This is a genomic window from Streptomyces sp. NPDC005402, assembly GCF_040606575.1.
Classification (GTDB): domain Bacteria; phylum Actinomycetota; class Actinomycetes; order Streptomycetales; family Streptomycetaceae; genus Streptomyces.
The window spans coordinates 168,567-191,159 of the sequence record NZ_JBEXFB010000005.1 but is presented as its reverse complement, the minus strand read 5'-3'; the positions used below and the strand labels follow the sequence as shown (position 1 = coordinate 191,159).

25 protein-coding genes and 2 pseudogenes are annotated in these 22,593 nt (G+C 69.2%); 11 read left to right on the top strand and 16 right to left on the bottom strand.

Features of this window, described 5'->3' with window-relative positions:
• Positions 1-20: 20 nt before the first annotated feature.
• The gene (locus tag ABZT02_RS11605) at positions 21-551 is read left to right on the top strand and encodes a hypothetical protein (protein ID WP_356016620.1); all 531 of its coding nucleotides are present in this window, start codon (positions 21-23) and stop codon (positions 549-551) included.
• 75 nt (positions 552-626) lie between these two features.
• Here the strand turns inward: ABZT02_RS11605 and ABZT02_RS11600 are convergent, their stop codons facing one another.
• Together ABZT02_RS11600 and ABZT02_RS11595 are read right to left on the bottom strand one after the other, a co-directional pair.
• Positions 627-1,424 carry an Lrp/AsnC family transcriptional regulator gene (locus tag ABZT02_RS11600; RefSeq protein ID WP_356016618.1) on the bottom strand — a complete coding sequence of 266 codons (798 nt, stop codon included), beginning with the start codon at positions 1,422-1,424 and terminating at the stop codon, positions 627-629.
• The gene (locus tag ABZT02_RS11595; protein ID WP_356016616.1) at positions 1,421-1,669 is read right to left on the bottom strand and encodes an AsnC family protein; all 249 of its coding nucleotides are present in this window, start codon (positions 1,667-1,669) and stop codon (positions 1,421-1,423) included. The genes ABZT02_RS11600 and ABZT02_RS11595 overlap by 4 nt, the downstream gene beginning before the upstream one ends.
• Positions 1,670-2,004: 335 nt before the next feature.
• On the opposite strand from ABZT02_RS11595, the gene ABZT02_RS11590 reads away from it, so the two are divergent.
• The 3 genes from ABZT02_RS11590 to ABZT02_RS11580 all read left to right on the top strand — a co-directional run bounded on the left by ABZT02_RS11590 (position 2,005) and on the right by ABZT02_RS11580 (position 4,054).
• Positions 2,005-2,529 (top strand): hypothetical protein, encoded by a 525-nt coding sequence (locus tag ABZT02_RS11590; RefSeq protein ID WP_356016614.1) that lies wholly within the window; start codon positions 2,005-2,007, stop codon positions 2,527-2,529.
• A gap of 148 nt (positions 2,530-2,677) precedes the next feature.
• Positions 2,678-3,118 (top strand): VOC family protein, encoded by a 441-nt coding sequence (locus tag ABZT02_RS11585; RefSeq protein ID WP_356016612.1) that lies wholly within the window; start codon positions 2,678-2,680, stop codon positions 3,116-3,118.
• A gap of 192 nt (positions 3,119-3,310) precedes the next feature.
• Complete coding sequence (locus tag ABZT02_RS11580; RefSeq protein ID WP_356016610.1) at positions 3,311-4,054, top strand: SOS response-associated peptidase; 744 nt, start codon at positions 3,311-3,313, stop codon at positions 4,052-4,054.
• Between the two features lie 6 nt (positions 4,055-4,060).
• On the opposite strand, the gene ABZT02_RS11575 is transcribed toward ABZT02_RS11580, so the two are convergent.
• From ABZT02_RS11575 to ABZT02_RS11560, 4 genes are all read right to left on the bottom strand, one after another.
• Entirely contained in the window at positions 4,061-4,501 is a 441-nt protein-coding gene (locus ABZT02_RS11575) for a discoidin domain-containing protein (RefSeq protein ID WP_356016609.1), read from the bottom strand.
• Between the two features lie 105 nt (positions 4,502-4,606).
• The gene (locus ABZT02_RS11570) at positions 4,607-5,050 is read right to left on the bottom strand and encodes an SRPBCC domain-containing protein (protein WP_356016608.1); all 444 of its coding nucleotides are present in this window, start codon (positions 5,048-5,050) and stop codon (positions 4,607-4,609) included.
• Between the two features lie 14 nt (positions 5,051-5,064).
• Positions 5,065-5,418 carry a winged helix-turn-helix domain-containing protein gene (locus ABZT02_RS11565; RefSeq protein ID WP_356016606.1) on the bottom strand — a complete coding sequence of 118 codons (354 nt, stop codon included), beginning with the start codon at positions 5,416-5,418 and terminating at the stop codon, positions 5,065-5,067.
• Positions 5,418-5,885 (bottom strand): SRPBCC domain-containing protein, encoded by a 468-nt coding sequence (locus tag ABZT02_RS11560; protein ID WP_356016604.1) that lies wholly within the window; start codon positions 5,883-5,885, stop codon positions 5,418-5,420. Before ABZT02_RS11560 ends, ABZT02_RS11565 begins: the two co-directional genes overlap by 1 nt.
• Before the next feature lie 523 nt (positions 5,886-6,408).
• Between ABZT02_RS11560 and ABZT02_RS11555 the strand changes: the two genes are divergently transcribed.
• Both ABZT02_RS11555 and ABZT02_RS11550 read left to right on the top strand, forming a co-directional pair.
• Positions 6,409-7,587: a cytochrome P450 gene (locus tag ABZT02_RS11555; RefSeq protein ID WP_356016603.1), complete on the top strand. Its 1,179-nt coding sequence runs from the start codon at positions 6,409-6,411 to the stop codon at positions 7,585-7,587.
• A 279-nt stretch (positions 7,588-7,866) separates the two neighbouring features.
• Entirely contained in the window at positions 7,867-8,538 is a 672-nt protein-coding gene (locus tag ABZT02_RS11550) for a methyltransferase domain-containing protein (protein ID WP_356016602.1), read from the top strand.
• A 140-nt stretch (positions 8,539-8,678) separates the two neighbouring features.
• Here ABZT02_RS11550 and ABZT02_RS11545 read toward each other — a convergent pair whose 3' ends face one another.
• The 3 genes and pseudogenes from ABZT02_RS11545 to ABZT02_RS11535 all read right to left on the bottom strand — a co-directional run.
• Positions 8,679-9,326: a CHAP domain-containing protein gene (locus tag ABZT02_RS11545; protein WP_356016600.1), complete on the bottom strand. Its 648-nt coding sequence runs from the start codon at positions 9,324-9,326 to the stop codon at positions 8,679-8,681.
• A gap of 173 nt (positions 9,327-9,499) precedes the next feature.
• A pseudogene (locus ABZT02_RS11540) lies at positions 9,500-9,958 on the bottom strand (peptidoglycan-binding protein); the annotation flags it as partial.
• Between the two features lie 340 nt (positions 9,959-10,298).
• Positions 10,299-10,529, bottom strand: a pseudogene (locus tag ABZT02_RS11535) (peptidoglycan-binding domain-containing protein); the annotation flags it as partial.
• A gap of 5 nt (positions 10,530-10,534) precedes the next feature.
• Between ABZT02_RS11535 and ABZT02_RS11530 the strand changes: the two are divergent.
• From ABZT02_RS11530 to ABZT02_RS11520, 3 genes are all read left to right on the top strand, one after another.
• Positions 10,535-10,930, top strand: a complete 396-nt coding sequence (locus ABZT02_RS11530) for a DUF2690 domain-containing protein (RefSeq protein WP_356017111.1) — start codon at positions 10,535-10,537, stop codon at positions 10,928-10,930.
• 62 nt (positions 10,931-10,992) lie between these two features.
• Positions 10,993-11,559 carry a PadR family transcriptional regulator gene (locus ABZT02_RS11525; RefSeq protein ID WP_356016598.1) on the top strand — a complete coding sequence of 189 codons (567 nt, stop codon included), beginning with the start codon at positions 10,993-10,995 and terminating at the stop codon, positions 11,557-11,559.
• A 92-nt stretch (positions 11,560-11,651) separates the two neighbouring features.
• The gene (locus tag ABZT02_RS11520; RefSeq protein WP_356016596.1) at positions 11,652-13,370 is read left to right on the top strand and encodes an acyl-CoA dehydrogenase family protein; all 1,719 of its coding nucleotides are present in this window, start codon (positions 11,652-11,654) and stop codon (positions 13,368-13,370) included.
• Between the two features lie 292 nt (positions 13,371-13,662).
• On the opposite strand, the gene ABZT02_RS11515 is transcribed toward ABZT02_RS11520, so the two are convergent.
• The 5 genes from ABZT02_RS11515 to ABZT02_RS11495 all read right to left on the bottom strand — a co-directional run bounded on the left by ABZT02_RS11515 (position 13,663) and on the right by ABZT02_RS11495 (position 18,734).
• Positions 13,663-14,214, bottom strand: coding sequence for a carboxymuconolactone decarboxylase family protein (locus ABZT02_RS11515; RefSeq protein ID WP_356016594.1), 552 nt, complete (start codon positions 14,212-14,214; stop codon positions 13,663-13,665).
• A gap of 108 nt (positions 14,215-14,322) precedes the next feature.
• Complete coding sequence (locus ABZT02_RS11510) at positions 14,323-16,671, bottom strand: alpha-L-fucosidase (protein ID WP_356016592.1); 2,349 nt, start codon at positions 16,669-16,671, stop codon at positions 14,323-14,325.
• Between the two features lie 339 nt (positions 16,672-17,010).
• Positions 17,011-17,616: a dihydrofolate reductase family protein gene (locus ABZT02_RS11505; RefSeq protein ID WP_356016590.1), complete on the bottom strand. Its 606-nt coding sequence runs from the start codon at positions 17,614-17,616 to the stop codon at positions 17,011-17,013.
• A 248-nt stretch (positions 17,617-17,864) separates the two neighbouring features.
• Positions 17,865-18,143 carry a hypothetical protein gene (locus ABZT02_RS11500; RefSeq protein ID WP_356016588.1) on the bottom strand — a complete coding sequence of 93 codons (279 nt, stop codon included), beginning with the start codon at positions 18,141-18,143 and terminating at the stop codon, positions 17,865-17,867.
• A gap of 120 nt (positions 18,144-18,263) precedes the next feature.
• Positions 18,264-18,734, bottom strand: a complete 471-nt coding sequence (locus ABZT02_RS11495; protein WP_356016587.1) for a hypothetical protein — start codon at positions 18,732-18,734, stop codon at positions 18,264-18,266.
• A gap of 354 nt (positions 18,735-19,088) precedes the next feature.
• On the opposite strand from ABZT02_RS11495, the gene ABZT02_RS11490 reads away from it, so the two are divergent.
• Positions 19,089-19,598, top strand: a complete 510-nt coding sequence (locus tag ABZT02_RS11490; protein WP_356016585.1) for a SigE family RNA polymerase sigma factor — start codon at positions 19,089-19,091, stop codon at positions 19,596-19,598.
• Positions 19,599-19,671: 73 nt separating this feature from the next.
• Entirely contained in the window at positions 19,672-20,382 is a 711-nt protein-coding gene (locus tag ABZT02_RS11485; RefSeq protein ID WP_356016584.1) for a hypothetical protein, read from the top strand.
• A gap of 691 nt (positions 20,383-21,073) precedes the next feature.
• Here the strand turns inward: ABZT02_RS11485 and ABZT02_RS11480 are convergent.
• Both ABZT02_RS11480 and ABZT02_RS11475 read right to left on the bottom strand, forming a co-directional pair.
• The gene (locus ABZT02_RS11480; protein WP_356016582.1) at positions 21,074-21,196 is read right to left on the bottom strand and encodes a hypothetical protein; all 123 of its coding nucleotides are present in this window, start codon (positions 21,194-21,196) and stop codon (positions 21,074-21,076) included.
• A 332-nt stretch (positions 21,197-21,528) separates the two neighbouring features.
• The gene (locus ABZT02_RS11475) at positions 21,529-22,467 is read right to left on the bottom strand and encodes a L,D-transpeptidase (protein ID WP_356017109.1); all 939 of its coding nucleotides are present in this window, start codon (positions 22,465-22,467) and stop codon (positions 21,529-21,531) included.
• Between the last annotated feature and the right edge of the window lie 126 nt (positions 22,468-22,593).

The following is a 22,593-nucleotide window of genomic DNA, read 5'->3' as shown; positions in this document are numbered from 1 at the left end:
CGCCGAGCAGGGGGCAAATCATGTGGTCGACCACTCCACGGCCGTTGTTGCGGCGTTTCTTCGGTGCTGTCGGGATCGGCGTGACCCTGGCCGCGACCTCGGGATGTACGGTTCCCGTCGATGCCGTAGCTGGTATCTCCGTGACCGGCGACGGCCATCTGGTCGGAGTCATGATGGTCTGCGGGCACAAGATCGATGGCGCGACCCTCTACGTGGACAGCGCCGACGTCGACAAGCAGGTGACGGTCGGGTCATGGACCGCCGGGCGTTCCCTCACGCCCGGTCTCGCGACCTGGACCGTCGATGGCCCTGCTGTCGGTTGGAAGGCGACCCAATCTCCCGCTCCCCTCACCGACAAGACCACGTACACGCTCTACGGCTGGACCAAGGACAACTCGTCGTCGTCGCGCAGCGTCTCCTTCACCCTGGCCGACCGGGACCGGCTCACCCCCGGAAAGGTCCGCTACGACGGCCTCTCGGACAACGGCGACGAATCCGCAGTCACCGTCCCCATAGCCGAGTTCAAGGGCAAAGCCTGCCAGAGCGGGTGAGAGCAGGGCGCGCTCGGTCGGGCCAAGGCACCGCAGCTGTCGGGAGGCGCGTCACCAACACCGCGATCTGCAGGGTCAGTGGACTGTCGGTCGTGGTGGGAATCGTCGAACGCGTTCCGCCGCCGTCGGCAGGAGGAGTGGTCCCGCCCGCTTGGCGCGGCGCTGGACGAGGGCGGTCTCCACCCGACCGATGCCCGGCAGCGCGGCCAACTCGCCGGCCAGGTAGTCGTACAGGGCGCCGGTGTCGCGGCACTGAACCATGGCGAAGACCGACGCCCGGCCTGTCGTGACGGCGGCGAAGGCTACTGCGGCGTGCCGTGACAGCGCCTCCGTCACCTCGCCGAGCGCGGCCGGCGCCACCTCCATCCACAGCAGAGCCTCCACCGGGAAGCCGAAGTGGGACGGGTTCACATCCACCTCGAAGTGCAGCACCCCGGCGGCCCGCAGCCCGGCGACGCGGCGCCGCACGGTGGAGGCGGACCACCCGGTGACGGCGGCCAACTGTGCCACGTCCGCCCGGCCGTCCAGGGCCAGTTCGCCCGCCAGTCGCGTGTCCGCCTCGCCCCAACCGGACGACTCGGCAGACACTTCCAGACCCTCCGGCGGCTCCGTCGTGGAACCGATGAGGGCCGCCTGCTCGGACGCGTCCAGTGCGCTCGTCCGACCTGCCCAGCCGCCGACCCCGGCGACCGGGCGCAGTAGGCAGCTCGCCTCGACATCTCGTATCCCCGGGGTCCGCAGCAGGTGGTCGAAGAGAGGTCGATCGCCGTCCGATCCGGCGTTCGGGGTGCGGACCATGCAGGTCAGCCGTGTCCCGCCGGCGAGCGGGGCGATCCACGAGGTGTCGTCCCGCTGCGCGAGGGCGGTGGTCAACGGATCGACGGTGTCCGGCGTGCAGCGATGCGGACGAACCAGTCGAGCATGCCGATCCGCCGGCTGTCGACGAGCCCGATCACCCGGACCACCAGTGCCGACCGCAGCCGGTGGTAGCGGCGCGCGACGGTGCGCTCCTGGGCCCCGAGCACGGTGGCGATCCTGCTGAACGAGGCGCGCCCGTCGATCTGGAGGGCATGGATCAGGCGACGGTCCAGCGCGTCGAGCGTGACGGATTGCGTCACCAGATCCCCTCCGAACGTCTGGTTGCGTCTGTCCTGGCGACCTTACAGCGCTCAAGGGAGCACCGGCCGGGACGCTGGCGGGAGCACCTCAGAGAGAGGCAGATCATGCTGACCGTCCCTCCCGTCAGGTACGTGGCCGACGTCGAGGCGTCCCGGGAATTCTCTGCCGGGCTGCGGCTCGCCGTCCGGCAGGAGACCGGCGCGGTCGTCCGGGTCCGGGTGACCGGTGCCGCGGCCGCCGTCGGCGTTCACGCAGCCGCGGGTCGTCGTACAGATCCAGCACCCGGCCGGCTCCCTCAATTCCCAAAGAGATCCGTCAGGCAGAAAGGTCGTACATGGAACCGCTTGTTGCACTCGTCGCCGTCACAGGTGTGCTGCTGCTCGCCGGGGCGCTGGGGGTGGTACGGCTACGTCGGCCGATCGCCGCTCTGCGGGGCGGCCTTGCGGCCATGTTCACGCTCACCGGGGCCGCGCACTTCATCGGCATGCGCGAGGAGATCATCGCCATGGTCCCGTCGGCCCTGCCGGCCCCGGGTCTGCTCGTCACGCTGACCGGCATCGTTGAACTCGCCTGCGCACCGGGGCTGCTGTGGTCGCGGACCGCCCGAAGCTCGGCCGCCGTGCTCAGCGCGGTGCTGGTCGTGATGTTCCCCGCCAACGTGTACGCCGCGGGAGGCGACGTGCCCTGGTGGGACCGGCTCGGCCCCCGGACGGCCATGCAGTGTGTCTTCCTCGCGGCCACCTGCGCCGTGCTGGTCCGCCACGGCAGTGCGGTGGCGGGGACGTCTGCGGAGCCCGTGCTCAGCTCCTCGCCGCCGGGACCGTTGCCGGTCAGGGCCGATGACCTCGGCGATCCGTGATCCGGACCCGCGTGAGATGAGGCTCCCCGGGGTGCGATGGGGATTTTTCGCAGTTCGCGGTCTGAGGATGTCGAGAACGTTCCATCGGCTCCGTCCCAGGGACATCAGCGGCCGCCACCGGCCGCACGAGGAAGAAGGAGAAACCGGCATGGCGATTCAGCGGATGGACAACGTCGGCATCGTGGTCGAGGACATGGAGGCCGCCATCGCGTTCTTCGTGGAGCTCGGCATGGAGCTGGAGGGCAAGGCGGAGGTCGAGGGCCTCGTCGCCGACCAGTGCACCGGGCTCCACGGCGTCCACTGTGACATCGCGATGGTCCGGACGCCGGACGGTCACAGCCGGCTCGAGCTGGCGAAGTACCGCAGCCCGGAGGCGATCAGCGCCGGGCCGCGCAACCGGCCGCACAACATTCTGGGCACGCATCGCGTCATGTTCGCCGTCGACGACATCGAGGACACCGTTGCCCGCCTGCGCCCCCACGGCGCCGAACTCGTCGGCGAGATCGCCCGGTTCGAGGACAGCTATCTGCTCAGCTACGTCCGCGGCCCGGAGGGCATCATCGTCGGACTGGCCGAGCAACTGCGCTGAGAGCAGTTCTGATCCCGCACCGGGCTCGGTTCAGTGCCGGTGGTGCGCGACCGTACGGGTGCACAGAATCGCTGGTCGTGGGGCCCGGGTCAGGCATCGGCCCTGCGGACGCCCTGCGGCACCTGCGGGACACGGCCCGGTATCGGGCCCAGAGGGAGCTGGGATCAGGCGGACCGGTGGCACAGTGGCTCTATGTGCGGCCGATACGTCTCCACCCGCAGTCCCGAGGATCTGGTCCAGCTCTTCCGGGTCACCGACTGGCGTCCCGAGGAGGCGCTCGCGCCGAACTGGAACGTCGCCCCGACCGACGAAGTGTGGGCCGTCCTCGAGCGCACCGCGCGCGGACATGACGATGCCGCGCCGGAGGGCAGGCAACTGCGGCCGATGCGCTGGGGCTTGGTTCCGTCCTGGGCGAAGGACGTGAAGGTCGGAGCCCGGATGATCAACGCACGGGTGGAGACAGTGCACGAGAAGCCCGCCTACCGCCGCGCGTTCGCCAGGCACCGCTGCCTGCTGCCGGCCGACGGCTTCTACGAGTGGCAACAGGTCAAGGATCCGGACACGGGAAAGGTCCGCAAGCAGCCGTACTTCATCCACCCCGAGAACGAGCAGGTCATGGCACTCGCCGGGCTGTACGAGTACTGGCGCGATCCGGCGGTCAGGCAGGACGACGACCCGTCCGCCTGGCTGATGACCTGCACCATCATCACCACCGGGGCCACCGACGCCGCCGGCCACGTACACCCACGCATGCCACTGGCGCTCACCCCGGACCATTACGACGCGTGGCTCGACCCCCACCACCAGGACCCCGACGAACTGCGCGCGCTGCTGACCCAGCCCGCCGGCGGTCACCTGGATGCGCGGCCCGTCTCCACAGCGGTCAACAACGTCCGCAACAACGGCCCCCAACTCCTTGAAGACCCCACACCGTAGATCGCTTCAGTGGTCGGGTTGAGGCGCCGGCGGTGCCATCGCAGGAGATTGGTTCCGCACTGTCGGGCCTGACGGGCGTAGGACGTGAGGTACCGGAGGCAGCCGGTCGAGCCGCTCCGCCCGCGGCTCGGGCGCCGGGTCCTCGCCTGCCACGGTCTCGTGTTCCTCCAGGCTCGCGACAGTGGCGGGAAGGTGGGCGCGGATCTGCCCGACCGTCCACCAGCGAGCAGCCCCAGGACGTTGCCCTGCTGAGCCGCTGCAACGCACGTAACGGGCTTGTCCCGAGAGGTCCAGGGTGTCGACGGCGCCGTCGTCGGCCGTCACGGTCTTGGCGCCTTTCCAGCTGGTGCCGTCTTGCGAGAGCTGGATCGTGGGACTCTGGCAGTAGGCGGCTTCCCAGTCGAGGGCGACCCGGGGCGTGATGGTTGCTCTGGCACCCAAATCCACCTGTGTCGATTGGTTGTCGCTAGCAGCCGAGGACAACCTGGTGCCACCGTCAACGGACGTGACGGTCTTGCCGTGGGACAGCGGTTCTCCTCGGGCGTCGCCGCGTCAGTGCCAGTCGCTGATCTTCACATCGCGCGGATCGGGGGCACCTTCCCCGGTCTCGAGGAGCTGCTTGAGACTCAGCAGAAAGGTGGCCCACTTGGTGCTGCAGTGGTGCATGAACTCGACCGGCTCACGCCAGCCCTCGTGCTTGAACAGGACGATCGTGTAGTCGCCGTCCTGTCGGAGGTCCCACTGCACACTGGTGCCGATCCATTCCTGAGGTCCGTCCACGACGTCCCAGCGGACGAGCCGGCCCGGATCGAGCTCGACGACCCTCATGTCGAACCCGCCCGGCCCGAACCGGAACTCGATCACGCCGCCGAGGTCGGTCTTTCCGAACGTCTTCTCGGTCCACCAGCCGGACAAGCCGTCCAGGGTGGTCAGCGCGTCGTACACCTGCTGCGGCGAGGACTGCTCGATGCCGATGCGGTGAAGGATGTCTGCCATCTCCGTGTTCCTCTCTACTGCTTCTTGTCGGTCTCGTCGTCCGTGTCCTTGCCGCGCTGGATCGTCTCGGCGATGCGCTTGATGCGCTGCAGACGGGAGTCCCAGGCAGCGCCGACGTCGGCGAGTTGGGCGACGGCACGAGCGAGCTGGGCCTGATCGACACGGAACTGCTTCTCGCGCCCGGTGGTGGTGGCGTGCACCAGGCCCACCCGGTCGAGGACGAGGAGGTGTTTCGCCACCGCCTGACGGGTCACCGGCAGTCGCTCGCTCAGGCTGGTCGCCGTCCCGCTGCCTTCGCTCAGCAACAGGTCGAGCATCCGGCGCCGGGTCGGGTCGCCGACCGCCGACCAGAGGGCGTCGTCCACCATCACGCTCGACCGCCGGCTCCGACCGTCGCGGCATACCCCGGCAGCCGCGGCAGGTAGAAGTCCCAGCCGGTGACGTGCTCGGCGTACTTGGCGGCAACCTTCGCCTCGTCCCAGCCGCGCTCGCGGAAGCCGCTCTCGGTCATCCGCAGGAGCGTCCCTGTCCCGGCGGGCTCGAGCTCGAAGACGACCAGGTTCGAGTTGCCGGGGGCGGCCGACTGCCCCTCCTCGTGTGTCCACCGGAAGGAGAAGAGCCGCGGCGGCACGGCGTCGACGACCGTGAACTGCACCCAGGTGCCGCCCTGCGAGCAGTCCCCGAAGCCGATCCGTCCCGTCCCCCCGGGCACCGCCGGAAACTCCGCCTCGTTCGGCCACCACTCACGCAGGTGCTCGGGACTGCTCACCACGTCGAAGACGACCTCGGGTGAGGCGTCGATGTGGATCTCCCGCTCGACCGTTCCGAATTCCATGATCGCCCGCCTTCTGCAACGTTTGGTTGCACATCAATGTAGCCGACTCGCTAGAGGACGCGCAACCATTAGTTGCGTGATGATGTGATCCGCGGAGGTTCACCGAACTACGTGGTCTAGGCGCGCGCTTTGAGGAGCACTGTCACGGGGCTGCCGCGTTCCGCGCTGTGACGGCTCGCACGTGCTGCGGCACCTCGGTGTCAGCTTCGGCGGGCGGGGGTTCTCACCCGGCCGCAGACCGAGGCGGACGACAGGGGCCTGATCAACGCGACGTCGTCGGCAGTCGCTGGTCCCGGCAGTCGCCGACTCCTTCAGCGCCGCCCTCAGGTCCGGGGCCTCGCCGCGCAGATCGGCGCCTCACCTTGTCCCGCGAGGGCGCCTTGCCGTCCGGTGGTGGCCGTCTTCGCGATGACCTCCATGGGCACACGCAAGCAGTCGCTCCTCCAGGCAACTGACGCAAGCGCGCCTCGTGTTGGGTGTGTCGCCGACGACGCTGAGCCAGCCCCCGTTGGAGTCTGAAAGCATGACTGACCCGACTCAGGACCCCCGCTTCCTCCAGGACCCGTACCCCACCTTTGCGGCCATGCGGTCCAAGTGCCCTGTGCAGCCCATGCTCACGGAGTCGGACGGGCGCCCCAGCTACCTGGTCACCGGCTACGCGGAAGCCAGGGAGGCCCTTTGCGACCCTCGGCTCTCCAAGGACACGGCAGCCTTCTTCGCGGGCAAGGAGTCACGGCGTCGTCTGCACCCCGCGGTGGCGCACACCATGCTGGCCAGCGACCCGCCTCGGCACACCCGGCTGCGCAAGCTGGTGACCAAGGCGTTCACGGCCGGGGCCGTCGCGCAGCTGCGTCCGTTCATCGCGCGGGTCACCGAGGAACTGCTGGACCGATGGCCGGCCGGCGAGCGGTTCGACTTCGTGACCGCGCTGGCGGTGCCGCTGCCGGTCATCGTGATCTGTGAGCTGCTCGGAGTCCCGCTGAAGGATCGGCCGGACGTCCAGCGCTGGTCCGGAGAGCTGTTCGCGGCAGGCAGACCCGACGTCATCGACGCCGCCTCGCATTCCATGGCCGACTACATGACGCGCCTCGTCGCCGCGAAACGCCGGGACCCCGGTGACTCTCTCCTCGACCGGCTCATCTCGGCTCGCGACGGGGCGGAGCGTCTGAGCGAGGAGGAACTGGTCTCCCTGGCGGTGCTGTTGCTCGTGGCCGGCCACGAGACCACCACCAACTTCCTCGGAAACGCCGCCCTGGCACTGCTGCAGCACCCTGCACAGTTGGCGCGCCTCCGGGAGAATCCGGACGACGTGCCGGACGTGCTGGACGAGTTGCTCCGGTTCGATTCCCCCGTCACCACAGCCACCTTCCGGTTCACCACGGAGGCGGTCACGCTCGGCGGTGTCGACATTCCGCCCGGGATCCCGGTGCTGGTCGTTCTTGGCGCGGCCAACCGCGACCCCGTGCGCTTCCCGTCGCCGGACCTGCTCGACCTGGACCGGGACGCCGCTGCGCATCTCGGCTTCGGCCACGGCATCCACCGCTGTATCGGTGCGCCCCTGGCCAAGGCCGAGGCGGAGATCGCCCTGCGAGCGGTACTGACTCGGTTCCCCGGCATCCGGCTCGCCGCACCGTCCGATCGGCTGGACTGGCGGCGCACTCGTCTCGTTCGCGGGCTCGCAGCGCTTCCTGTCATGGTGTAGCCGGCCGGTGCAGAGGAGTCATGTCGCTGCGCAGCGGGGGAGCGGCATCTGACTGGCGCGGGATCTTCCGCAGTGTCCGTTGTTGCACCGCCAGGCGCCGCCGGCAGGGCGCGCCGGATTCGAGGCCCCACTTCTCTGACCCGGCTCCGGCCTCACGACCACCCCTGTTGTTTGCCGGTCCGGCAACTTCGCGTGCGGACCGGCGCCGGTCCGAGCACCATCGACAACGCGCCCAGTGGGGCGGCCCGGGACAGAACCACGAGCAGCAGGAGGCATCCGGTGTCAGGACACCACGAGCACGGCCGAAGCGGCGAGCACGACGAGCAGGCGGCCACCGAGATGTTCGAGCCGGCGGCTTGGGACGAGCGGTACGCGGGACAGGAGCGGTTCTGGAGCGGCGAGCCAAATCCGCAGCTGGTCGTCACCGCTGGTGAGCTCACCCCTGGCACGGCGCTGGACGTCGGTTGCGGCGAGGGAGGCGACGTGGTCTGGCTGGCCGGGCAGGGCTGGCGTGTCACCGGCGCCGACTTCTCGGCCGAGGGCCTGGCCCGTGCCGCCCGCCACACCGAGCAGGCCGGCGTGGCCGACCGTGTCGATTGGTGGCAGGTGGACGCCAGGACCTTCGATGCCGGCGACCGCTCGTACGACCTGGTCACCAGCCACTATCTGCACGCCCCGGACGGCGGCATGGTCGACGTGACCCGCCGCCTCGCCGCAGCCGTCGCCCCTGGCGGGTTGCTGCTCGTCGTCGGGCACGCGCCGTCCCACGAGTTCACTCACCTCGCCGAGAGCCACCGCAAGGCGATGTTCCTGGCCGCGGAACTCCTCCCTGGCCTCCCGGACGACTTCGAGCCCGTCGTCGTGGAGCAGCGCACTCGCACGCTCAAACGGGACAACGGGCCGGTCGAGGCCGAGGACTCGGTCCTGCTGGCCCGGCGCGCGGAGTGCTGACACCCACTGCGGAGCGCTGAACACCCACTGAGCATTGCGGCGCGGTCCGCGCCCCCGCGCCCGCCGAAGCAGCCGCCGGTGCCGGAGCCCTGGGAAGGCCGCCCTACGGCCCGGCCTGCCTTGGACCCCGGCCGTTCGGCTCAGCGGCCGCGGATGAAGACCACGTCGTAACCGCTGTTCATGGCATGGGACTTGACGTAGACGCCATCGCTACCGCCCTTGGGGTTGCTCGTGTTGCCCTCGACGGTGGTGAAGGACGACCCGGACACCGTCCGCACGAAGCCGATGTGCTCGTGGCCGCCGGTGAAGTCACTTCCGCCGTCCCAGTCGAAGGCCACGATGTCGCCCGGCTGGGGACTGGTGGTCACGGAGAGGTGGTAGTTGCCGGCCCGCGCCTGCTTGACCCAGCCCGAGACGTAGGTGTTGCGGTAGGAGGTGGCCCCGGTCTGCTTGGCCACCCAGCTCACGAAGGTCGCGCACCAGGCGTAGTTGCTGGTGGACAGCGAAAGACCCACGGCCGAGCCGTAACTGTTCGCGCGGGCGCTGCCGTCGACCGTGCCGGCCTCGGCCGCCGCCACGTCGAGGATCTTGGCGTAACCGCCGCCGGACGGGGGCGACGACGGCGGGGTGACCGCGCCGTACAGGGCGGCCTTCGTGTTCGGCCCCACATGGCCGTCGACCGACAGGCCCTTCTCGGCCTGGAAGTCCCGGACGGCGCTGTCGGTGAGCGCGCCGAAGTCGCCGTCGACGGCGAGATCGGCACCGTGGTGGTTGAGCAGGCTCTGCAACTCGGTGACGCAGCCGCTGCGCTGCCCTGCACGACCTCGTTGGGGCAGGAGGCGGAGTTCAGGTTGATCGGCGCGGGCGCGCCGTTGCCGCCGCCACCGCCGATGTTCGAGTACAGGGCGGCCTTGGTGTTTGGGCCGACCTGGCCTTCGGCCGTAAGACCGTGGGCGGACTGGAAGCTGCGGACGGCACTCGCGGTCCCGGCGCCGAAGTCGCCTTCCACGTCGACCGTGTAGCCGTGGTGGATGAGCAGCCGCCGGAGTTCGGTGACGCATCCGCCCTTGGCGCCCTGGACGATGTTCGCGGGGCACGAGGAGGAGTTGAGATTGACGGGGGCGGGGGCCGAGCCGCCGGTCGCGTACAGCTTGCTCTTGGTCGCGGGGCCCACCCGCCCGTCCACCGCGATCGCTGTGGCGGCCTGGTACTCACGGACCGCGTAGAGCGTGGCCGACCCGAACTGACCGTCCACCGCCAGACCGGCGCCGTGCGCGTTGAGCAGGTTCTGCAACTCCGTCACACAGCCGCTCGCCTGGCCCTGCACTATCTCGCTGGGGCAGGACGCGGACGTCAGTCTGACCGGGGCCGGAGCGGCGGACGCCGGGCCGGCGCCGAGCGCGATGCCGGCCGAGACCATCGCCGCGGTGGCGGCGAAGGTCCCGACGCGGATCCGCCAGCCCCGCCCGGTGCGGTGCGGTGCGCGGTCCTGTGCGGTGGGTTTCTGTCTTCGGCACGAACGACGAATGCGAGTCTTCCCATGGCGGCGAGTTCTCCTTCTGAGGAGGGGCGTGGGGCGTGGCAGGGACGGACGAACGCCGGAGAACCGCGTCTTGCGCGCCGCTGTTCCAGGCGTTCGGAGCGGGTGTGGACCGGTGAGCGGGAACGCACTCCGCGGCCCGTCCTTGCCGGGCAAGGACGGGCCGCGGGCGTTCACCCGACGATCAGCCCGGTCGGGCGGGTCGTACCGGTCGTACGGCTCAGGCGGCGAAGCGCTTGAACGCCGCCCGGGTGCCCGGACCGGCGATGCCGTCGATCTCGCCCGTGTAGCCGTAGTCGTCCTTCAGCAGACGCTGCAGCGCCTTGATGGTGTTGGGGCCCGGGTCCCCGTCGATGGCACCCGTGTAGCCCCAGTACGTCGCGAGGCAGCGCTGGAAGGCCTTCCAGCTGTTGGTGCCCAGCTGACCGTCGATGGCGCCCGTGTAGCCCCAGCCCGATCGCGACGCGATGCGGTGCCGAGCCGCTGACCCTGGCCGAACACGAGACCACCACCGGTGCCTGGGTCCAGATCCGCTACAGCCAGGAATGCGGGACGAGTTGGGTCCGCATGTGGGGCGCGGGCGTGAAGGACCGCGTCGAGATGCGAGTGGGAGCCCGGCCCGGTTCCCTCCACAGCGCCCAGGTCACCACCCGCAAGCAGGCGGAGACCTACGTCCACACCCTCATGAGCGTGGTCAGCCCCGGAACGCCGGTGCAAGCCTGCTTCAGCCCTGCGGCCGGCGGGGAAAGGGAATGCTTCGAGGCCCACCCGCTTTCGGCAGCCGGGTCAGACGATCGTGGCCGGTCGGCGAGCACGAGTTCACCGGCGACTCGGAGGAGCAAGGGGCAGTGAGCCCCGTCTCACCTGGGCGGCGCCCCTTGGCTATGCAACGAGTTGCATAGAAAGATCGCGGCATGGCGCTTGAGCACGCGATCCTCGTCTCCCTGCTGGAGAAGCCGGGCTCCGGCTATGAACTGGCCCGGCGGTTCGAACGGTCCATCGGATACTTCTGGACCGCCACCCACCAGCAGATCTACCGCGTTCTCAGGCGCATGGAGAGCGATGGCCTGCTCGCCGTCCGTGAGATGCCGCAGCAGAACCGGCCGGACAAGAAGGAGTACTCCGTCGTAGGCCCTGGCCGCGCCGCCCTCTCTCAGTGGCTGCACGAATCGATCCAGCCCGAGAGCATGCGGCACGACCTCGCCGTGAAGATCCGGGGTGCGGCCTTCGACGACCCGTCCGTGCTGATCCGTGAGGTCGAACGCCACCGTCAGGTGCACAGCGACCGGCTCGCGCACTATCTCGCAGGGGAGCAACGCGACTTCACCGGGCCCGCGGCCCCCGCCCCGCTCGACGCCGCTCAGGAGCTGCAGCACGTCGTGCTGCGCGGCGGCATCGCGTACGAGCGGATGACCATCGCCTGGCTCGACGACGTGCTCGCCACCCTTCGGCGGCTCAGTACGGCACAGCCGTACGCCTGAACCGCCGCCCAACGCCGCCCGCGCACCGCGCGCCCTTCAGTCCTGTCCCCAGCCCGCCCACTTCACCCTCAACCCTCGGAAGGCGGACCTCCATGGCCGACCCCCTCCTCTTCAACCCGCGGACGTACGACCCCGCGCACTTCGACCCCGAGACCCGCAGGTTGCTGCGCACCACCGTCGACTGGTTCGAGGACCGCGGCAAGCGCAGGCTCATCGAGGACTACCGTTCCCGCGCCTGGCTGGCCGACTTTCTCGCGTTCGCAGCCAAGGAAGGGCTGTTCGCCACCTTCCTCACCCCCGCGTCCGCCGGCGGACGCGAGGACCAGCGCTGGGACACGGCCCGGATTGCGGCCCTCAACGAGATCTTCGGGTTCTACGGCCTCGACTACTGGTACGCATGGCAGGTGACCATCCTCGGTCTCGGGCCGGTGTGGCAGAGCGACAACGCCGCTGCCCGCACCCGTGCGGCGCAACTCCTGTCCCAGGGCGAGGTGTTCGCCTTCGGACTCTCCGAGAAGACCCACGGCGCCGACATCTACTCCACCGACATGCTGCTGACACCGGACGCCGACGGCGGCTTCCGGGCGACGGGTTCCAAGTACTACATCGGCAACGGCAACGCGGCCGGGCTCGTCTCGGTCTTCGGCCGACGCGCCGACATCGAGGGCCCGGACGGCTACGTCTTCTTCGCCGCCGACAGCCGCCACCCGGCGTATCACCTCGTGAAGAACGTCGTCGACTCCTCCAAGTACGTCAGCGAGTTCCGCCTCGAGGACTATCCCGTGGGCGCGGACGACGTCCTGCACACCGGCCGCGCCGCCTTCGACGCCGCTCTCAACACCGTCAACGTCGGCAAGTTCAACCTCTGTACCGCGACGATCGGCATCTGCGAGCACGCGATGTACGAGGCGGTGACGCACGCGCATCAGCGCATCCTGTACGGCCGCCCCGTCACCGCCTTCCCGCACGTGCGCCGGGAGTTGACCGACGCGTACGTCCGCCTCGTCGGCATGAAGCTGTTCAGCGACCGCGCCGTCGACTACTTCCGCTCCGCCTCTGCGGACGACCGCCGCTATCTGCTGTTCAATCCGATGACGAAGATGAAGGTGACCACGGAGGGCGAGAAGGTCATCGATCTCATGTGGGACGTGATCGCCGCCAAGGGCTTCGAGAAGGACACCTACTTCGCACAGGCCGCCGTCGAGATCCGGGGGCTGCCCAAGCTCGAGGGCACGGTGCACGTCAACCTCGCGCTGATCCTCAAGTTCATGCGCAACCACCTCCTGCACCCGGTCGAGTTCGCGGCCGTGCCGACCCGCCTCGACGCGGCTGACGACACGTTCCTCTTCGAGCAGGGACCGGCCCGCGGCCTCGGCTCCGTGCGCTTCCACGACTGGCGCCCCGCCTACGACGCGTACGCCGGCGTGCCGAACGTCGCCCGCTTCCGGGAACAGGCCGACGCCCTGTGCGAGTTCGTCGCCACGGCGGCCCCCGACGAGGAGCAGAGCCGCGACCTCGATCTCCTTCTCGCCGTCGGCCAGTTGTTCGCGCTGGTGGTGCACGCTCAGCTGATCCTGGAGCAGGCCCGTCTGACGGACCTCGACGAGGATGTGCTCGACGAGCTGTTCTCCGTCCTCGTGCGTGACTTCTCCGCCTTCGCCGTCGAACTGCACGGCAAGGACTCCGCCACGGAGGATCAGCAGCGCTGGGCACTGGCTGCCGTCCGGCGTCCCGTCGTCGACGAAGCGCGGTCGGGCCGCGTCTGGCAGCGTGTGGAGGCGCTGTCCGGGGCGTACGAGATGGCACCGTGACAGCCCGCCCAGGGGGCACGTCGACCTGCGCCGGCCAGGGCCTCCAGGGGCGGTGACGCTCGTACCGTGGCCTTCCGCGCGACCTGCCGCACGGAGGGCCACGGGACGGCGTGCCCGCGTCGCCACGTACCTGCCGAAGTCACCGGCAGGAGATCACGGAGCTCGCCGGGCACTCCGCTTCCGATGAGCTGCCAGGAGTGGGCGACTCCGACTCCGACGACTCGTGCACCCAGCGGCTGGACAGCGGGCAACCGCAGCTACCGGTCACGCACCCGAGAACGCGACGCCCGCTTCACCGGCCCTCGTCGCTCCCAGCGGCCGGTACGTCGCCGTAGGGCGGTGGGGCCTCGCCTGCGGTCGTCACCTCGAAGGTGTTGAGGAAGTCGCAGATCAGTTGGTAGAAGCCGACGGTGATGACGAGGTCGGCGAGCTGGTTCACCGTCAGGAACGCCAGCAGCTCCTTCTGTTCGGCGTCGTCGAGGGAATGCCGGTCGAGCAGGCGGTCGGTGGCGGTGAGGACGGCTGCCTCGGCCGCGGACAGGCCCTCGGGGGAACCGGTCGCGGCGGCGGCGATCGCCTCCTCACCGAGTCCGACGAGACGGGCGATGTTCTCGTGATGGTGGATCTCGTACGCCGCCCGGTAGGCATGGCCGACCCGGACGATGGCGAGTTCGCGCAAGGGATCCGGCAGCGAGTTCCGCCGGAGGATCGCGTCCCCCAGCGCCAGCACACCGGGTGCCAGCGCGGGGGAGTGCATCATCATCCGGAAGACGTTGAGCGAACCGCGAGCGGTCACCTCATCCTGCAACTCTGCGGGCAGTGCGGAAAGGTCCGGGTACTCCATGTCGGCTCCGTTCGCTGGGCGTTGGACTGCACAGGACGGGAATCCCCACGGAGCCCGCGTCGAACACCACGCAAGGTGAAGTGATGGCTGTCGCTGCGGCGTCGTCGGTCAGGAACTCCACTTCACTTTGAAGACCCACACGTGCTGTCCCGCCTTGCGGGCTGCCGCTGGGACGTCGATCACCAACGCTCCCTTGCTGACGGTCCAGTTCAGCGGCCGGTCGTGGCCGAGCATCATCACCCTGTCCCCGCTGCGGATCGGCACCGGCGCCTCGATGGTGAGCCGTGAGCCCGGCTGTGCCAGCGAGTGGATGTAGAAGGCCTGGTTCGGGCGCACGGTGAAGCGGATGTCCTCACCCAGTTCCGCCATCTTCGACCAGTACGTCGTGTCGTAGACGGCCTCGCCGTTCGTCCGCAGCCACTGACCCGTCTCCCGCAGTCGCGTCTGCATGATCTCCGGGATGGTGCCGTCGGCGCGTGGGCCGATGTCGAGCAGGAAGTTGCCGTTCTTGGAGACGATGTCCACCAGGCTCTGCACGACTTGTTCCGTCGTCATGTAGGAACCGTCGGGGGTGGCCTGGTTGTAGCCGTAGCTGAAGGGGTCCAGGCCGCGGCTGGACTCCCATTTGGCGATCACGGTGTTGTCGTACGTCGTGTACTCGGGAGTCGTGAAGTCGTGGAAGGCGATCCCTGACCGGTTGTTGACGGTGACGTCGATGGGACGGGCCCGGTTCTTGGCGTGGTTGAAGTACTCGGCGAGCACGTGCACGCTGTCGTTCGCGCCCCCGATGTCGCACCAGATCAGCTCCGGGTCGTACCCGTGGATCAGCTCCAGCATCTGCGGAGCCTGATAGTCCTTCACGAAGTCCTTGCCCGACGTGTATCCGGTGTAGGGCAACGCTTCGAGCGTGTACGGGTTGCGCGGGGCGTGGCCCATCCAGGGGTTGTCCGGGTTGAACCACTCGGGCATCGAGAAGTAGAGGCCGCGGTGGAGTTCGGGCGTGTAGCGCCGGGACGCCTCGAACAGCTCCTTGACCAGGTCCCGCTTCGGGCCCATCTTCACGGCGTTGCGGTCGGAGACCTTGGTGTCCCAAAGGGCGAATCCCTCGTGGTGCTTGGAGGTCAGCACGTGGTACTGGGCACCGGCGTCCCGGAACAGTTCGACCCAGGCGCGGGGGTCGAACTTCTTCGCCGTGAACATCGGGATGAAGTCGTCGTACGCGAAGTTCTCGCCGTACGTCCGCCGGTGGTAGGCGTAGGTGTCGTTCGCAGGGTCCTGCATCTGGTCCCAGTACCACTCGGCGTACTGCTTTCCGACCGGCGCCCAGGAGGGCACCGAGTACACGCCCCAGTGGATGAAGATGCCGAACTTGGCGCGGTGGAACCAGTACGGCGCCTGGTGACCGGAGAGGGAGGTATCGGTCGGCTGGTAGTCGGCGACGCCGAGGGACAGTCGGCTGCGTTGCGTGGCGGCCGTGGCGCCACGGCCGGTGACCGTCACCACGCCGTCCTGGGACGTGCCCGGTGCCGTCCCCGTGCGGTTGCGGATACCGATGCGGACGCGAGCCTGCTCGCCGGGGTCGAGGCGGCGGACGGCGGCGGGCTCCACGGTCCGGGCACCCGGCACGTCCACCTGCACCGACACATGGTCGCCGGCCAACACGGCGGTGGTGCCCGCGTTCACGACGGTGGCCTCGACGCTCTGGGCGCCGGTGGACGTCAGGAGCGAGTTCGTGGAGTGGGCGTCGCGCAGGACGAGCGCGCGTCCCTGGGCGACCGGCTGGAGGGAGAGCGCGAACACGTGCAACGCGGTCTGGTTCGGCTCGGGGGCGTGGGTGACCGGCAAGGTGATGGCGATCGCCTCGCGCTGCGGATCGACCCACAGCTCCGATGTACCGATGCCGACGCTGTGCTCGTCCTTCGCGCCGTCCGGGCCGTAGCGGAACGGCGTCGACAGCGAGCCGCCTGCCGCGTACCAGTCGGCTCCCGTGAGGCCGGCGGTCGTGGTCGAACCGTCCGCGTAGTGCACGGTCGCCTTGCCCGAGGCGTTGCCGTAACTCCCCGAGGTGAGGAAGTAGGCCGCCATGTAGCGCCCCTTGGGCAGCTCGATGCGCTGACCAAGCGCCACGACGTTGTTCTTGGCACCGGCTGCCGAGGACGGGAAGACGAAGGGAACGCCGTCCACCGCCACCTGGCCCGCCGGGAGTTCCTCGCCAGGGAACGTGTAGCCGGAGCCGTCGAAGTCGCCGCCTCGCGCGGAGGCGGTGTCGATGCCGTCGTTGTCGTAGAGGCTGTCGAGCGGGACGGGGACAGGAGCGGGCACGGCTGCCCAAGTCCCGCTTTGCTGCTCGACCTCCTGAGCAGCTTGGGCGTCGGTCGCGGAGGCGAAGGAAAGGGCGGCCGAGGCAGCGACACCCGCCGTGACACCGAGGACATGACGTCTTGGATACGTACTCATGGCGGCTCCTCAATCATCGGATGTCTTGATGATTGGGGAGGCGTAGGGGAGTGTCAATGGGGTGTGCATGCGGGGGAGTTGAATCAGAGGTCGGATGGCTGAGGTTCCCTGAGCGCGTTCCGGTGTCGGGACATCGGGGGTCGCCTTGAAGACGTCGTGTGAAACGACCCTGGCCAAGGTCAGGCTTTTGGGTGGCCGCCGCCGCGGCCGCTGATGGACATCACCTGAGCTCTGCGCACAGCGCAGTGGGTTCGTACCGATCGTCATCGGTACGAACCCACTGCGACGGGGTGCAGGTGACGGCGGGGCCGTCTACCAGCGCATGCGGAGGGCGTCTGGCTAGTAACTGTCGTATCCGGGCTTGCCGCTGGGCCGGTAGACGCCGACGATGGTGCCGCTCTTCGTCGTCGAGACGCTGACCGGCTCCAGCGCGGTCGGGATCGCTCCGTCGGCGAACAGCCGCTTGCCGGTGCCGATGATCACCGGATGGATGGTCAGCCGGTATTCGTCGACGAGGCTGTGCCGCATGAGGGTCTGGGCGAGGTCGCCGCTGCCGACGACGTTGATGTCGCCTCCCTCGGACGCTTTCAGCGTGCGTACGGCATCGACGACGTCGCCCTCCAGCAGAGTGGAGTTCTGCCACTCGACGGACGTCAGGGTTCGAGACGCGACGTACTTGTGCATGTTGTTCATCCGATGGGTGAACGGGTTGTCGGGATCGGCGGTCGGCCAGTACGACGCGAAGATGTCGTACGTCTTGCGGCCGAGCAGCATCGCGTCGGAGGGCTCGTACCAACCGGCTATGGCCGCGCCGACCTCGTCGTCGCTCACCGGCTTCTGCCAGCCACCGTGCTCGAAGCCGCTCTGAACGTCCTCGTCCGGACCACCCGGTGCCTGCATGACGCCGTCCAGCGTCAGGAACGTGCAAACGATGATCTTGCGCATGGTGCGCTCCCTTCGTCGAGGGGTAGACGGCACGACCGCGGAAAACTCATCGGCGGAGTTCCTGAAGGGGGCCCGCAGGGCGAGTCCGGATCTCGGCTCTCGCCTCCTGGCATCGAGGACAACCACCCTGACCGAGGCTGACTGCCCCGACGCCACGCGTGCGTGGGCCCCGTCGCCTGCTCTTCGAAGCGGGCGGCGGGGGTCGTTGCTTGTTGTCCGCCCCGGGGCGGGGCGGGCGCTCGTGCGTGTCAGCCGGCCTTCTGCTCCCGCAGCTCATGCACGGTGGCGGTCAGTGTGCCGTCCTGTTGCTCGTAGTGGGAGAGGGCGACGCCCAGGCCGAAGAAGGTGGGCGCCCATTCACCTACGAAGATGCCCCAGCGGTCGGCGCGGGCGAGGTCGGCGTGGCTTCCGGGTTCGCCTCCGAGGCTGGTTGCCCAGGTGAGGACGGACAGGCCGATGGAGACCATGGCTGCGGTGTAGGCATGCTCGCTGCGGATGCCCATGTCATGCATTTTCTTGATGATCATTGGCTGCTCCGTTCGGGAGTGGCGTTCCCTGGACGGTGTGCCCCTACCAAACACCACTATTCAGGATTTGTCGGATATATCATTTTCGGTATGGGCTCGTGGACTGGACCTCCCCCTTGACTACTGCTTGTGTGTAGGCGATGCGGTGACGATCCAGACGGAACCAGGGATGTGGACACCGTCGGGGGTCTCGAACTCTGTGAGCGCGTCGTGCACTTCGGCACGTACACGGGCGACGGTCGCCGGGGCGACGGGGCGCAGGTTGTGGCGCGTCGGGCTTATGGCGAAGATGAAGTCGGCGGCGTCGGCCGCATCTGCGCCAAAGGTCATGGGGGCCTCGGCGGGGGCTATGTCGATGTCGGTGAACCCGGCGGCGGCGAGCACCTGGTGGATGCGGGCGGGGTCGATGAGGGACCCCATGCCTCTGGCGGCAGGGGATGCCTCGCGCAGAAACGGTGCGAGTGCGGCCGTCGCACGGGCGTAGGCGCTGTCCGGGCCGCCGGGCTGCGGGCCGAGGAAGGCGAGCCGGCCGGCTGGGACGAGCGCGTGTCGGAGATGAGTGAAGGCCGCGATGGGGTCGGTGAAGAACATGACACCGCCACGGCTGAGGCGGACATCGAACCCATGCGTAAGAAGGTCATCGGCCCGGCGTGACACCGGCGCGTACCGCACTCGCGGTGGCCGACCGGTGGGCCGGTGATGCGGTCTCCTTGATCGCACTCTTTTCGCCGACTCGATGAGCTGGAGTGGGCCGCTGGCACCGCGGAGGGTGATGAGTATCTGCGCGCGTAGCCGTGGCGCCTGCGCGGACACGGGGCCTTCGCCGAGCCGTCGGCGTCGCTGGCAGCAAGTACGCGTTCGGCGGCCGGACTTCTGCTGCTCCGGGTGGGACGTAACCATGTGGCCACCGCGTCTTGAGAGTGTGGACGACGAACAGGAACTTGGATGAAGCGCCGGCACGAAGAGGAATTCATGGCGTTCGCCGCTGCGCGGTCCGCACCTCTGTTCCGCTCAGCATGCGTACTCACCAGCGGTGATGTGCACCTCGCGGAGGACCTGGTGCAGGACACGCTGGGCCGGATGTACGCCAACTGGCGCAGGATCGCGCAGGTGGACAACCCGGCGGCCTACACCCACACCGTCCTCGTACGGACCTACCTGTCCCACCGCCGCCGACGCAGCAGCACGGAGCAGCCCACCGCCCTGCTGCCGGACCGCGGTGCCGCCACCGAGCACGACGCCACACTGCGGCTGACCCTGCTCGACGCCCTGGGCCGGCTCTCCGCCCGGGACCGGGCCGTACTGCTGCTGCGCTACTGGGAGGACCGCAGCGTCGAGCAGACCGCGGCGATCCTTCAGGTCCGGCCGGGCACGGTACGCAACCAGAGCATGCGCGCGCTCGCCAGGATCCGGGACGTTCTGGGCCAGGACCTGTCCGAGCTCGTCAGCCCCTGACACCGCTGCCCCGGCACCCCGCTCCCGCCCCCACCTCCGCCTCTTCACCGACCCCGAAACGCGGTGACCCGCCATGCCCCTCGAAGAAGACTTCGCCCAAGCGCTGCGCACCACCCTTTTGCCCTTCGAGCCGCCCCACACCGCCTCGCTCGTGCAGGGCGGTATCCGCAACGGCCGACGCCGGCGTCGGCGTCGCGCCATGGCCGTCGGCGTGAGCGCAGCAGCCGTTCTCGCCATCGTCGGGGGGCTCGGCACCGGACTCGTTCCCGGACTGCCGGCCGACGGGCGGACAGCCGACCACCCGCTCACCCCTCCGGCAGCTTCAGCCCCGACCGACCCGGCCCCGGCCACCCCGAAGGTGACCTTCACCGGCACACTGCCCGCCCACCGCGCCCTGGCCACCCTCACCGCACTGCTGCCGACCGGCATGAGTCACTCGAACCCGCCCGGCGGCCGCACGTCCGGACAGCTGTGGGTGGACGACGGCCACGGCACATCGCTGCTCGAGGTGCACGTCTCCCGGCCGACCTCCACCACCGCGATCCGCACCCACGTCTTCACCGGCGCGACGCAATGGGCCGACGGCACCCTCATCCAGTCCCGGCAGGCACCACCCGCCACGAACCCCGGGCACGAGACGGTGAACGTCCTGCGCCCTGACGGGCTCTACGTCACCATCATGCAGTGGCAGGCACCCAGCGCCGACACCCCCGCGACCCGTACCGCACCGATCCTGACAATGACCCAGCTACGGGCCATCGCAACCAGCTCGCAGTGGCAGTAACGGCCACACCGGCATGCCGCAGACGGACACCAGCACGGCGGGCAATCGCTCGATTCTCCTCATCAGCGGGCCTGTGCTCCGTCAGCATGCACCGCGAGCGCCCGCGTCCTCGCCCGCATGTACGCCGCACTGGCCGAAGGCGGCCAACTCGACGGCGTCCGGCTGATGTCCTCCGACCGGGTCACCGCTGCTACCTCCCCCGTCGGCGACGGACCGGACACCATGATTGGCTACCCGGCCCGATTCGCCCTCGGCTTCGGCGGTCCGGGCAACCGGGAGTTCGGTCACGGCGGGGCCGGTAGCTCGCTCCGATGGGCCGCACCAGACCACCGCTTCGCCGTCGCACTGGCCAAGAACAACCTGACCGCTGACCCTCTCGACCCCTCCACCAACAACGCGTGTCATGCACGAGGTGCGCAACGCGCTCTCCATCCCGACGTGAGCCCGGCCCCAGGACCGAGAGGGCTCTTCGAGCGACATACGCTGCGTTGCCACGGCATCGACGCCCCCAGGCTCGGGGAGGTGCTGCGGTACGGACGATCTTCCGCCCGGCCATCGTCGTCCGCGTCGACATCGGCCCCTGCTCACGATCGCTCGCGCGGGTCGCGTCAGGCCGCGTAGGGCCGGGCGGGGCAGCAGCTGCTCCAGGTGGCCCTCGATCGGGCACTCGACCTGTCCTTGTGCGCGCGAATTACGGCCCGGCCTTCGTCCCCAGCCGGGAGCTCGGCGGCGGCCCTGAACAGCCGCGGTCGCGGATGCCGTACTCGTACGCGAACGACGCGTGATCGGCGTACGCGTCGAAGACCGTCGGCACGCCCTCACCCCGGCCGTCGGCGCGCTTCAGGCGTGTCCGGTACTGGCCCAGCCGCTCCTGATGCCGGGCTTCCAGGTAAGCCCGGCATCAGGTCCGCCTTGCGTGGCGTCGCCACGGTTTCCGCCAGTCGGTCACACCTCGAACCGGATGCCCAACTCGTCGGTGACGACGTGGTGCTTGTTGCCCGGTCGGGGGCGAAAGACCGGGCTGCGTGCGCTTTTGGGCCGCGCAGGGCCGCCCGGACGGGGAGGGGTCGATCACCGCCGACGACCAGTCCAGCTTCTTCGCGGCCCCCAGCTCCCTCAGCAGCACCAGGCACCGACGCGCGTGCGTCACAGGGTGGCGGTTGTCCCCTCTCCGGAGGCGCTGCCCGCGAGCCACTGCGCCCAGCCCAGGTTGAAGTCGGCGTAGCCGTTGTCGGCCGGGGCCTTGCCGCGGGGTGAGCCGGTGATGGTGATGGGGTCGCCCTGCTTGACCTGACCGTAGAACCACTTGGCGTCCGACAGGGAGAGGTGGACGCAGCCGTGCGAGCCGCGGGCGCTGCCGCTGCCCGGGTTGGGGTCGCCGGTCGAGTAGTGGACGTAGGTGCCGGACTGGGTGAGGTGGATGTCCCAGGGCAGTGTGAGGTCGTAGTAGTTGGGGCTGCCCTTGTCGCAGCTGATGCCGACGCTGCAGGAGGTCATGTGGACCTTCTCCTGCTTGTCGATGACCGCCATCGTGCCGTCCCACGTCGGATACTCGGCGCTGCCCGCGTTGATCGACAGGGTGCGCACCGGCGCGCCGTTCCGGGTCACCTTCATGGTGTGGCCGGTCACCGAGACGTCCGCGCGCACGTCGTCGCCCACCTTGAAGGTGTGCGTGTAACTGTGCACGCCGTAACGTCCGTTGCCGTTGCTGACGCCCGTCATGTCGGCGTCGATCTTCACCGTCGTGCCGGAGGGCCAGTAGGTCTTAGGGCGCCAGTCGGCGCGCTTGTCGCCCATCCAGTGCCAGGCGCCGGGCACCGGCTGTGAGGCGCTCACCTTCATGTGCTTCTCCACCGCGGCTCGCGCCTTGGCCGCCACAGGGTTCGTGAAGATCACCGAGATCGGCATGGCGACGCCGACCGTGGTTCCCGTCTGCGGGGTTATCGTCTCCAGCAGCATCGGCGGGCCCGCGGGCTTCGTCGGTGACGGAGAGGTGCTCGCACTCGGCTTTCCCGACGCCTTCGCGTCGCCCCCGCTCGCCTTGTCACTGCCGCCCCCACCGCAGGCGCTCGCGCCCACCAGCATCACACCCGTGACGAATGCGACCCATATGCTGCCCTTGCGCCGTCCCACTGACTGCCCCGGTCTTCTCGCTCTTCGGCCCTGACGGACCCGTCTCCCTGTCAGACAGAGAGGGCACAGGCCGCAGTT